Origin of the sequence: Flavobacterium sp. AED (assembly GCF_000812945.1) — a bacterium.
GTDB lineage: Bacteria > Bacteroidota > Bacteroidia > Flavobacteriales > Flavobacteriaceae > Flavobacterium.
The window spans coordinates 45,995-58,173 of sequence record NZ_JSYM01000003.1; the positions used below are offsets into that span (position 1 = coordinate 45,995).

Here is a 12,179-nt window from a genome sequence, read left to right on the forward strand (position 1 = left end):
TAAATGAAAATTTTACTGGTAAGTGAATACAGCAGATTGCACAACTCTCTCAAAGAAGGTTTAGAAAAATCAGGTCATGAAGTTTATATTCTGGGACATACAGATGGTTTTAAGGATTTTCCGGTAGATTTTCCATTGGTAAAAAAATGGGATACTGGATTGCTTAAAAAAGCAAAAGTGGCTATATATACCATTTTTGGGTTTGATATGAGTTCTTATCTCACCTATCGCCAATTTGAGAAAAACAAAGCAAAATTTACTGGATTTGACGCGGTACAATTAATCAATGAAAACAGTTTTTATTGTCAATATTTTTTTGAAAAAAAAATACTTGAATTTCTATTTCAAAATAATAAAAAAACGTTTCTATTATCTTCAGGTTATGATTATTTGAATGTAAAATATTGTTTTGAAAACCCAAACTTCAAATCTGCTATTCAACCATTCTTATCAGGAGAAATAAAGAAAAGTGGGTTCGAAAATATTTTAAAATACAGAACCAAGCCTTTTGAAAAATTACATCAATTTATCTATTCAAATATACGAGGAATTATCGCTACCGATATGGATTATCATATTCCATTAGCTGGGATTAGTAAGTATTCCGGTTTGATTCCGAATCCAATAAACACAAAAAAATTAATTTTCCAGCCTTTATCTATTTCGAATAAAATTATTATATTTCACGGAATTAATGAATCAAATTATTACAAAAAGGGAAATGATTATTTTGAAAAAGCATTGCATATTATTGAGAAAAAATATGGCAGTAAAGTTGAAATAATTACAACCCGTAATATTCCTTATTTGACTTATATTAATTTATACGATAAAGCTCATATTTTACTTGATCAGGCCTATGCAAATGACCAAGGCTATAATGCACTTGAAGCAATGGCGAAAGGAAAAGTCGTTTTTACTGGAGCTGAAAAAGAATTTAGTAAATACTATAATTTAACCGATAGAGTCTGCATAAATGCTCTACCTGATGTAGATTGTTTAGTACGTGAATTGTCATTTTTGATTGAGAATCCAAACGAAATAATAGCGATTGGAAAACGAGCTAGAACCTTTATAGAAAAGGAACATGATTATATAAAAATTGCTGAACAGTATTTAGAAACTTGGAAATCTAAATAGAATTATAGCCTTAGGGTATGAAAATTTGTCGCTTTTTTTAAATTACAATTATTCAGAAATAATTAAATTTGATGGAGTAACGATTACTGTTTTTTTGTAATATTTTGAAATCTCAATATTTTTCCAATTATTTTTATCACTTGTAAGCCCCATAACTTCCGAATTATAAATTGTTTTGGGGCAATTGATTAACATTGGAACTTCAATACAACTTTTGTTTGAAGAATTAATAATTAAAAATCTATCTTCTAATTCTTTATCGTATTTGTAAGCTTTTCCTGAAATTAAATCATAGTAGGCCTCCGAGATTGGGGTTTCGGAAAAAGTAAATAATACTAAAATAATTGTAAAAATATATTTATTGTTACTGTGTAAATCTTGGTTAAAATTACTTTTAAAAAAATTTAACAAACAAAAAACAAAATATATGACAAACAGTAAAAAAAAGAAATAAATAGAATTGATAGCTCTATCTGGTAAAAGATAGTTCTTAGTCCAAAATCCAATAAAAAAACAAGGGAAAAGTATCGTAAAAATCAAGATTAAGCATAAAAAGGGATGAATGAAAACTCTTTTATCTTTTATTTTATTTAATATTTCATTTAATCTACCACTGTACAAATAAGCTGTCAATAGTATTAGTGGCAACCATTTAATAAAATATTTAACTAAATAAAAAGCAGTTTTTAAAATCGATAATAACAGATTGTAGCTATTAATTTTAACACCTTCTCTTAACAATCTAACATTATTTCCTGGAGCAACAATTACGATAAATGAAAAAACTACAATAATTAAAAGTAAAAGTCTTTCATGAAAATCGATTTTTTTAAAAACAACAAACTTAATCACTACATACCAAATACTTAAAAACAGTATTATTAGCATCAATATTTCATTTGAACCTATGGAAGCAATTAAGCAAAGTATGGCTAGGAAAAGATAACTTTTACTTTTGCTCTTTTTATATTTTAAAAAAGATATAGAAAAAATTAAAAACAACACAATTCCAAATTGATAACAAATAGAACTTGAATACCAAAAAAAAGCTTGACACATATCCGGTATTTGAAGACAAAAAAGAAAAAGAAAAAAACCTAAATCGGAAACAATTGGGAATACTTTTTCTTCTGAAAAAATCAATTTTAAAAACCAATATAAAACTATAATAAATAAACAAATTATAATAATTGGATAGAATTTATAAAAGCTAAAATTTATAAAAAAATCAGGATTTATAGTCATAAAACCTACTGAAAAATACCTCCCTGACCAACCATAATATAAATCAATTTGTGTTTGAATAATTTCTTGCAATGGTCTTTTAAACTCATAATCAAAATCATCAGACCCAGGATTATTAAAAACTGAAAGTAACAGTAAGGGTAATAATGTTAGTAAACCTAGAATAATAAAAAGGTATTTGCCGTTAATTTTACTAAATTTCACTAAAGTCATTACAAATAAGGCTTCTGCTTTTTGAATCATATTTTCATCATTTTATTTCCATTCTCTAACTTTTCTGTGAAAAGCCTTTTTATAGTCTTGGTAGAATAGTTAATTGCAACATTTTTTCATTCAAATCAAACTCTTTCTAAAATAAACACACAGCACCAATAAATAAACAAAATTATCAAAAGCTTGTGCCATTACTATCCCTTGAATTCCAAATTCATTAATAAAATAAAGGCTTGAAAAATACAAAACGGTAAGTGAAAATAATTCTGAAATTATAAAGGCTGCAGTTAGCTTTTTTGCAAAAAATTGATATCCTAAAATCAAAGAAGCCACCTTTAAAACATCACCTAGCAACTGCCAAAAAAACAAAGTCGTAACCGGAAGAAACGCATTAGTAAAAAGTAAATTAACAATAAAGAAACGCAAAAAATAAATTACCGTTAATCCAATTATAAAAACGGGTAAAATCATTTTATAAAAACTCCAAAACACTTTTTTGGTCTCCAGATTATTCTTGGCAACAACTAATTTTGGCAAAAAATAAACACTCAAAATTGTCGTGACAAACAACATATAATAAGTAGAAATTCGGGTTATTGTTTCCCAAAAACCAGCTTGTTCTAATCCAACAATCGCAATTACATTTTTTCTGATGGCTAAAAAAACTAAAGGTCCCAAAACCGAGGAAACTAGAGCCATCAAAGAATACGATGATAAATTCTTTATGATTTTAAAATCAAAATGAGAAAACCGAATTGTTTTAAAAAAATTGATTTTCCTGTTTATAAAATAAAATGTCACGAAAAATAACAAAGCCGGCGAAATCACCAACGAAAGTAAAGCCCCCAACGTTTGATAATTGACAATCATACTAATTGACACCAATAACCCAATTGTATTTCCTATTATATTAATCCAAATCACTCTTTTGAATTGTCCTAAACCGTTAATTATGGAGAGCAAAAAAACAGAAATCGCATACCAAGGCAAAGCCAATGCTAACGCCCTAAAAACAAACGGATAATCAAAATTATTCCCAAATATTTCTTTGTTCCAAAATGTGGCAAAAAAATACAAAACGCTACTTAAAACAATAGCAATACCTAACAAACTGATAAAAACCGTTGCAACTATCTTCTTAAGCTGATTTTCATTTTTTTCCTCTTCAGCAACGTATTTTATAATTCCGTTTTGAAATCCTAAAGTTGAAATACTTTCTAATGAAGTTAAAAAATTTCTAAGATTTCCCACCAAAGCCATTCCACTTGGCCCCACAAAAACAGCTAATAATTTTGAAGTTATTAATCCAATTCCAATTTTTAGAATGACACTTAAACTATTTAAAGATGAAATTTTAAACAGCTGTGTTTTGGTTATTTTTTTTATAAATTCCAATTTAATACTTATTTAAAATTGAAACAATAAAACCCACTTCATCCATTGTCAAAACGGGACTTATAGGCAAACTCAATACTTCATCATGAATTTTTTGGGTAATCGGAAAAGATAAATGGTTCCATAATGATAAGGCTTTCTGTTTATGAGGCGGAATTGGATAATGTATTACTGTTTGAATCCCATTTTGGTGTAAATATTGTTGTAACTCAAGTCTGTTTAGTGTTCGAATCACAAATAAATGAAAAGCATGATTAGATTGCTTCGTTTCTCGCAATGAAACTGTTGGTAGAATTATTTTATCATTATTAATTTCAGATAAATAGCGTTTAGCAATTACTCTTCGCTTTTCATTATCAGCGTCTAAATTGGGTAACTTTACATTCAAGAAAGCCGCTTGCAATTCGTCCAGTCTTGAATTTATACCGATATAATCGTTGAGATATTTCGTTTCTGAACCATAATTCCTAAGTGATTGAATGGTTTTGGCCAATTCGGAATCATTTGTGGTAACTGCTCCTCCATCACCTAATGCTCCCAAATTTTTTCCGGGATAAAAACTATACGCTACGCTTGATTTTTGATTTTTGATTTCTGATTGATTTCTGATTGCGCCATGAGCCTGGGCTGCATCCTCAATAACCAGTAACTCATTTGCAACAGCAATTTCATTTATTGCATCCATTTCAGCCAGTTGCCCGTAAAGATGAACGACTAAAATTGCTTTTGTTTTTGAGGTGATTTTTTCTGAAATTAAAGCAGGATTGATGTTGTAGGTTTCCAGCCTTGGCTCGACCAAAACAGGAATTAAATCCGCTTGTAAAATAGCTAGAACACTGGCAATGTAAGTGTTTGCAGGAACAATAACTTCATCGCCTTTTTGTAATTTCCCTAATTGTATGTAGGCTTTAAAAATCAAAACTAAAGCGTCAAAACCATTTCCTGTTCCGATACAATGTTGTGTTCCACAATACTTGGCAAAATTGGTTTCAAATGCTGTGACTTCATTCCCTAAAATATACCAACCCACTTCTAAAACCGATTTCAATTTTTCTTGAAAAGCGGTTTCATAAGGCTCGTTTATTTTTTTTAAATCAAGAAATGGAATCATTTAGTAAATATATTTTTTGATTTAGTAAAAAAAGAATCCAGCTTAACATAACTAGCCGTTTCCACTTCGTAAAAATCGTGTATTATGGTACTCGCTCCAAAGCTTTCTTTCCAATACGACAAGCCTTCATTCAATTTTTTTCCTTGTGATTCATTTGAAATTCCGAAATCAAAAAATCGCTTATTAGCAAATGTTGCTGTAATCAAAAAATGATACAAAAAGTCTAAACTCCCCAGATTTTCATCAATTTCATATTTAGAAATGTATTGGCAATGCGCAACAGTTTCAGTTTCGAAAACAGTGGTTCCCGCAACAATTTCACCATTATGATATACATTAAATTGCCTGATATTGGTGGGAAAAAGACTTTTCAAAACCTTGATTTCTTCTAAAGAGTGAACGGGTTTTGCGCCATGTTTCTCGTCTAAATTTGGAATTAATATTTTGTCCCAAAAGGATTCAAAATCAGTTTCTTCTTTGATTATCAATCCCTTTGTTTTACCTTTTTGAACCCCTCGTTTTCTAATTTTTGAAAAAACATATTGCTGAGATAAATCAATTACTGATAAACTATCTCTTCTAACTAATTGGGCTTCCGCCAAAAACAAAGCATACTGAATTTCCTCTGCAGGTTTACAATGATAAATAGATGGAATCGTTTTTAGATGCAATTTTTCAATTCCATTAGCTTCCAAAAACAACAAAACAGCCCTAAAGGCATTAATTACTGTTGTCAATTTAGACTCCTCATTATAAACCAATCCACCGTAAGTCAATCCTTGATGTGAAAAAATTTCATTTCCCACTTTATTTGAGGGCAAAACCGCAACTACCTTTTCATCTTCAAAAATCATCAACGAGAAATCCTGGAATCGATTCTTATGATATTCCATAAAATCACGATGAAATAAGAAAGTAGCATTTTTGGCTTGACCAATAAAGGCATTCCAATTTTCATAATCACTTTCTTGATATTGTTTAACGGAATAATTTTTCACCCTTTGGTTTTAGACTTCGTGAAATTAAGCATTTTTTATTTATGTTCTAAAGTAGGCAGATACCACTTGTATTTCACAGCCATCAATCGAACTGAAATGATTACTAAAGAAGTGGTCAAGTATAAAACATCATTATCCAAATTCAATTTTCGAAGGAGAAAAAATACAATTCCTCCCAAAATACAAATAGTGGCATAAATTTCTTTTCTGAAAATAACAGGAATTTCAGTGCATAAAATATCGCGAATAACACCTCCAAAACAGGCCGTCATGGTTCCTAATGCAATACAAATAACCGGATGAAGTCCAATATTTATTCCTTTTTCAAGTCCAATTAATGTAAAAACGCCTAACCCAATCGTGTCAAATAAAAATAAAGAAGTTCGCAAACGATCGAATTTTTTTCTAAAAATAATGGCTAAAACAAAGCCCATGATTATTACATAAACGTACTTCAAGTCCAGCATCCATCCAACTGGCGTTCTACCAATCATGATGTCCCGCAACGTTCCACCACCCACAGCAGTCACAAAAGCAATAATAAAAACGCCAAAAGGATCTAGCTTTTTATTCATCGCAGTCAATGCCCCTGACATGGCAAAAGCCATCGTACCGATAATATCTAATAGATGAAACACTTATAATTTAGGATTTAGATTTTTACAAATTTAAAGAAAATACTCCTTATTAACTGTAATAACCGTATTTTCTAATACAGCAGATATTGAATTTTAGAATTTAAAAAAAGGTAGTAACTTAGCGACTTAGTAACCAAGCGACTTTTCCATTGAAACAAATTTCTTCCGTACAAAATCCATTTATAAAATCTTTAGTGTTATTGCAGGAAAAAGCAAAAGCACGCAAACAATCCGGAACATTCTTAATTGAAGGAAATCGTGAAATTTCGATTGCCATAAAAGGCGGTTACGAAATGGAAACCCTATTGTTTTTACCTGAAATTTGTTCGGAAAATGAAGCTCGTCAATTATCTAAAAGTGCTGACTTAATAGAAATCAATAAAGAAGTCTATCAAAAACTCGCTTACCGAGATACTACCGAAGGTATTTTGGCTGTGGCCAAAACCAAATCGTTGCAATTATCGGATTTGAAATTATCTGAAAACCCATTGATTCTAGTTGCTGAAGCTCCCGAAAAGCCAGGAAATATTGGAGCATTACTTAGAACAGCCGATGCTGCCAATCTGGATGCCGTGATTATTGCCAACCCAAAAAGTGATTTATACAATCCAAATATTGTACGCTCCAGCGTAGGCTGTTTGTTTACCAATCAAATTGCTACCGGAACAACATCAGAGATTATTGCTTTTTTGAAAGAAAGAAAAATCAATTTTTATTGTGCGACTTTGCAAAATTCGACTTCCTATCATACGCAAGATTATACTACACCGACCGCTTTGGTTGTGGGTACAGAAGCAACTGGATTGACCGAAGAATGGCGAAAAGAAGCCACCCAAAATATTATAATTCCAATGCAAGGCGAAATAGATTCCATGAATGTTTCAGTTGCCGCAGCTATCTTGATTTTTGAAGCCAAAAGACAAAGAGGGTTTTAGACTGCAAAATTTAGATTACAGGTTTCAGATTTAAAAAAAAGAAAATATAATACTATGAAAAATAAATTATTCGTTGCAATAACATTAATCGCAACTACACTTTCTTTCGCACAAATCAGTTCTTCACAAGTCGATGAATTAGTAGAACGTTCGTTAAAAACATTCAATGTTCCTGGGATTGCAGTTGCTATCGTAAAAGACGGAAAGATAATTCATGCCAAAGGATATGGAGTAAAATCAATTTTGACAAACGAAAAAGTCGATGCAAATACCCTTTTTGGAATTGCGTCCAATAGTAAAGCGTTCACAAGCGCTGCTTTGGCAATGCTTGTTGATGAAGGAAAAGTAAAATGGGACGATAAAGTCATCAAATACCTTCCTAATTTCAGAATGTATAATGAGTATGTAACTAATGAATTTACGATTCGGGATTTATTGACACACCGTAGCGGATTGGGTCTTGGCGCAGGTGATTTAATGATTTGGCCTGACGGAAGTAATTTCACAGCGCAAGATATCATTCAAAATTTACAATATTTAAAACCAGTTTCAGCTTTTAGAACTAAGTATGATTACGATAACTTATTATACATTGTTGCCGGCGAAGTTGTTGCTAAAGTAAGTGGTCAAAGTTGGTGTGATTTCATAGAAGAACGCATCATGAAACCATTAGAAATGAATCAAAGCGCAGCCTCCTTTTTACGATTAAAAGACACTACAAATATTATTGCTCCTCATGTTCCTATTGACGGAAAACTTAAAGTGATCAAGCGTTACCAAAACCATCTTTTTGATGCAGCTGCCGGAATTTATTCCAGTGTAAATGATTTGAGCAAATGGGCTATTATGCAAATGAATAATGGAAAATATGGCAGTGACAGCAAGCAGTTATTCTCAGAAAAAGAACACAATGAAATGTGGCAATTACAAACCATAATACCAGTAAATACAAAACCTCCATATAACACTCATTTTAGCGGTTATGGACTAGGTTGGTTTCTAAGTGATATAAAGGGATACAAACAAGCTACTCATACAGGCGGATTAGAAGGAATTGTCACCCAGGTTACATTACTTCCGGAACTCAATTTAGGAATTATTGTTTTAACAAATCAGCAATCAGGAGCAGCTTTTACTGCTATTACAAATACTATAAAAGACAGTTATTTAGGGATAAAATCAGACGATTATATCACAATTTACAGCAACCGATTAAAATCGAATATCGAAACTGCCGACAAAGTTACTGATGAAGTTTGGACAACTGTAGCAAAAAATAAAAAGGATAAAATCAAAATAGACTTCAATAATTTTACCGGGACTTATAAAGACAATTGGTTTGGAGATATTGCACTTTCACAAAAAAAAGGAAAATTATATTTTGCTTCAAAACGTTCTCCTCAACTTACAGGTGAAGTTTTTTTCTACAAAGAAAACAATTTTGTGGTAAAATGGAATAATGCCTATTTTCACGCCGATGCGCATCTGTTTTTCGAATGTGACGCAACTGGAAAAGCAACTACTATAAAAATGAAACCTATTTCTGAATTGACTGATTTTAGTTATGATTTTCAGGATTTGGATTTCAAAAGAGTACAATAGTAATCTCAATAATTCAATTTAGGATTTTACACTCAGAAACCCTTTTTTACTTGCATATCTCCTAACTAATTTCTATTTTTAGGAATTGAACCATGCCGTTATGATAGAAATAGATATAGAAAAAGAAAATAAAGCAATTGCGCAAGAATACAAAGAGCTACTTCGCATAAGTTATCAAACCCTGACTGATGACGATAAAAAACTCATCCGAAAAGCTTTTGACGTTGCTGTAGATTCCCATAAAGAACAAAGAAGAAAATCAGGCGAAGCCTACATTTTCCATCCTATTGCTGTGGCAAAAATTGTCGCTTCCGAAATAGGTTTGGGAGCCACATCTATTGCTGCTGCATTGTTGCACGACGTAGTCGAAGACACTCCAATGACCGTACAAGATATTGAACGTTTATTCAATCCTAAAGTAGCACAACTTGTAGAAGGATTGACAAAAATCTCCATGGTACAAAAGGATTTAAATGCATCTTTACAAGCGGAAAACTTCCGTAAAATGATATTGACGCTCAATGATGATGTACGTGTAATTCTTATAAAATTAGCCGATCGTTTGCACAATATGCAAACAATGGATTCGATGCAAGAAGACAAACAAACCAAAATTGCATCTGAAACTTTATACATATATGCACCACTTGCTCATCGATTGGGTTTATACAACATTAAAACAAAACTCGAAGATTTAGGTTTAAAATATACCGAACCCGCCATTTACAACGAGATTGTAAGCAAAATAAAAGAGACCAAAGAAGAACAGGATGCCTACATAAAAGACATTTCTGATGTACTAAAAACAGCACTGGATGCAGAAGGAATCGATTATATCATAAAAGGGCGTCCAAAATCTATCTACTCTATTCGCAGAAAAATGAAAGCGCAAAACGTAAGCTTCGATGAAGTTTATGATAAGTTTGCTCTTCGGATTGTATACAAATCAACTCCGCACGAAGAAAAGTTTCTTGCTTGGAAAATCTATTCCATAGTAACTGATTATTACAGACCAAGCCCCAGTCGGTTACGAGATTGGATTTCTTCTCCTAAATCGACCGGTTACGAAGCCCTGCATATCACTGTTATGGGGCCAAAGGGTCGCTGGGTAGAAGTTCAAGTGCGAAGTGAGCGTATGGATGAAATTGCCGAAAAAGGCTACGCAGCGCATTACAAATATAAAAATGGAGCTACTGAAGAAAATGAACTCGATGCATGGCTGAATTTATTAAAAGAAGCTTTAGAAAGTTCTGAAACCAACGCAGTAGATTTTGTGGAAGATTTCAAAATGAATTTATATTCTAAAGAAATCTTTGTATTTACTCCAAAAGGAGAAATAAAATCATTACCAAAAGGAGCCACTTCTCTTGACTTTGCTTTCAGTATCCACTCCGAAATAGGAATTCGTACCAGAGGAACCCGTGTAAATGGCAAATTAGTCCCTTTGAACTTCGAATTAAAAAGCGGAGATCAAATTGAAGTTATCACTTCACAACATCAAAAACCGACTTCAAACTGGTTAGACTATGTAACCACTTCGAGAGCGAAAACAAAAATTAAAAACGTTCTAAATGAAAACACCAAGAAAATTGGTGAAGAAGGAAAAGAACTGCTTACCCGTAAATTAAAGCATTTAAAAATAACGTTAAATGAATCAGTCGTTAACGAGTTGGTCAACTTTTTCAAATTAAAAACAAGTTTAGATTTATTTTATAGAGTTGGAATTGGCGCCATAGAGAACCAACAACTTAAAGATTATGCAGCTCAAAAAAGCAATACTTTTATTAATTTTTTCAAAAATAAAATAAAACGTTCCGCAAGCAGCACTGCCGATGAAGACATTCATAAACCAATAATAAGCAGTAATTACGATTTGCTTGTTTTTGGAAAAGAACATGACAAACTGGATTACAAATTATCTCCGTGTTGCAACCCCATTCCTGGTGACGATGTATTCGGTTTTGTAACTATCAATGAAGGAATAAAAGTGCATAAAAAAGATTGTCCAAATGCTATTGGGATGCAATCGAATTACGCCTATCGGATTATGACAGCCAAATGGATTGACTCTTCGCAAGAAGAATTCAAAGCTATAATAAACATAACCGGAATGGATGTCTTGGGACTTACAAACCAATTAACAAAAGTAATTTCGAACAATATGCATGTAAATATTCAGAGCATTTCTTTGAGTACCGATGCAGGAATTTTTCATGGTCAAGTGGCAGTAATTGTTCAAAATAATACAATTTTGAAGAAAATGATCAACAACATCAAAAAAATTGATGGAATTGATAAGGTAACAAGAGTATATAAAACTTAGAAAAGTTTCAAAAAAATTTATTTCAAGTTAGCCGTTTTTCCACTTAAAACTAAAAAAACTTGAAACTAAACAAAGCTGAAACTTTAAACTTTAAACTAAAAAATTTATCTTTGCCGACATATGACACTCATTTCCACAGATAACACCAAAAACCAAGAAATTGTAAAAAATGTTTTTACAATGTATCTTGAAAAAAAAGGACATCGCAAAACTCCTGAACGTTATGCTATCCTTCAGGAAATATACGATAGCGAAGAACATTTTGATGTAGAGAATCTTTATATCAAAATGAAAAATAAAAACTATCGTGTCAGTAGAGCAACACTTTACAATACTATTGAATTACTATTGGATTGTGCTTTGGTTCGTAAACATCAATTTGGGCAAAACCAGGCACATTACGAAAAATCGTACTTTGACAAACAGCACGATCATATTATTATGACGGATACTGGCGAAGTAATTGAGTTTTGTGATCCAAGAATTCAAAGTATTAAAAAGACTATCGAGGAAATATTTGACATAGAAATCACTAATCATTCCTTGTATTTATACGGAATAAAAAAACAAAAATAGCAT

At 31.7% G+C, this 12,179-nt stretch carries 10 protein-coding genes; 5 read left to right on the forward strand and 5 right to left on the reverse strand.

Features of this window, described 5'->3' with window-relative positions; translation table 11 throughout:
• Positions 1 to 3 precede the first annotated feature (3 nt).
• Positions 4 to 1,140, forward strand: a complete 1,137-nt coding sequence (locus OA85_RS11800; RefSeq protein ID WP_039109990.1) for a glycosyltransferase — start codon at positions 4 to 6, stop codon at positions 1,138 to 1,140.
• A gap of 48 nt (positions 1,141 to 1,188) precedes the next feature.
• Here OA85_RS11800 and OA85_RS11805 read toward each other — a convergent pair whose 3' ends face one another.
• The 5 genes from OA85_RS11805 to OA85_RS11825 form a co-directional block, all read right to left on the reverse strand.
• On the reverse strand, positions 1,189 to 2,628 hold the full coding sequence (locus OA85_RS11805) for a DUF6056 family protein (protein WP_039109991.1): 1,440 nt from the start codon (positions 2,626 to 2,628) through the stop codon (positions 1,189 to 1,191).
• 90 nt (positions 2,629 to 2,718) lie between these two features.
• On the reverse strand, positions 2,719 to 3,993 hold the full coding sequence (locus tag OA85_RS11810; protein ID WP_039109992.1) for an O-antigen translocase: 1,275 nt from the start codon (positions 3,991 to 3,993) through the stop codon (positions 2,719 to 2,721).
• A gap of 1 nt (position 3,994) precedes the next feature.
• On the reverse strand, positions 3,995 to 5,104 hold the full coding sequence (locus OA85_RS11815; RefSeq protein ID WP_039109993.1) for a DegT/DnrJ/EryC1/StrS aminotransferase family protein: 1,110 nt from the start codon (positions 5,102 to 5,104) through the stop codon (positions 3,995 to 3,997).
• Entirely contained in the window at positions 5,101 to 6,102 is a 1,002-nt protein-coding gene (locus OA85_RS11820; RefSeq protein WP_039109994.1) for a hypothetical protein, read from the reverse strand. Before OA85_RS11820 ends, OA85_RS11815 begins: the two co-directional genes overlap by 4 nt.
• Positions 6,103 to 6,137: 35 nt before the next feature.
• The gene (locus OA85_RS11825) at positions 6,138 to 6,740 is read right to left on the reverse strand and encodes a trimeric intracellular cation channel family protein (protein WP_039109995.1); all 603 of its coding nucleotides are present in this window, start codon (positions 6,738 to 6,740) and stop codon (positions 6,138 to 6,140) included.
• Between the two features lie 149 nt (positions 6,741 to 6,889).
• On the opposite strand from OA85_RS11825, the gene OA85_RS11830 reads away from it, so the two are divergent.
• From OA85_RS11830 to OA85_RS11845, 4 genes are all read left to right on the forward strand, one after another.
• Positions 6,890 to 7,675: an RNA methyltransferase gene (locus tag OA85_RS11830; RefSeq protein ID WP_039109996.1), complete on the forward strand. Its 786-nt coding sequence runs from the start codon at positions 6,890 to 6,892 to the stop codon at positions 7,673 to 7,675.
• 54 nt (positions 7,676 to 7,729) lie between these two features.
• Entirely contained in the window at positions 7,730 to 9,277 is a 1,548-nt protein-coding gene (locus OA85_RS11835; protein ID WP_039109997.1) for a serine hydrolase, read from the forward strand.
• A 100-nt stretch (positions 9,278 to 9,377) separates the two neighbouring features.
• The gene (locus OA85_RS11840; protein ID WP_039109998.1) at positions 9,378 to 11,600 is read left to right on the forward strand and encodes a bifunctional (p)ppGpp synthetase/guanosine-3',5'-bis(diphosphate) 3'-pyrophosphohydrolase; all 2,223 of its coding nucleotides are present in this window, start codon (positions 9,378 to 9,380) and stop codon (positions 11,598 to 11,600) included.
• A gap of 120 nt (positions 11,601 to 11,720) precedes the next feature.
• Positions 11,721 to 12,176 carry a Fur family transcriptional regulator gene (locus OA85_RS11845; RefSeq protein ID WP_035670620.1) on the forward strand — a complete coding sequence of 152 codons (456 nt, stop codon included), beginning with the start codon at positions 11,721 to 11,723 and terminating at the stop codon, positions 12,174 to 12,176.
• Positions 12,177 to 12,179: the final 3 nt, after the last annotated feature.

Coding starts and splice junctions, on each gene's coding strand:
- OA85_RS11800 (WP_039109990.1), top strand. CDS start 4: ATGAAAATTTTACTGGTAAGTGAATACAGCAGATTGCACAACTCTCTC.
- OA85_RS11815 (WP_039109993.1), bottom strand. CDS start 5,104: ATGATTCCATTTCTTGATTTAAAAAAAATAAACGAGCCTTATGAAACC.
- OA85_RS11805 (WP_039109991.1), bottom strand. CDS start 2,628: ATGATTCAAAAAGCAGAAGCCTTATTTGTAATGACTTTAGTGAAATTT.
- OA85_RS11840 (WP_039109998.1), top strand. CDS start 9,378: ATGATAGAAATAGATATAGAAAAAGAAAATAAAGCAATTGCGCAAGAA.
- OA85_RS11845 (WP_035670620.1), top strand. CDS start 11,721: ATGACACTCATTTCCACAGATAACACCAAAAACCAAGAAATTGTAAAA.
- OA85_RS11835 (WP_039109997.1), top strand. CDS start 7,730: ATGAAAAATAAATTATTCGTTGCAATAACATTAATCGCAACTACACTT.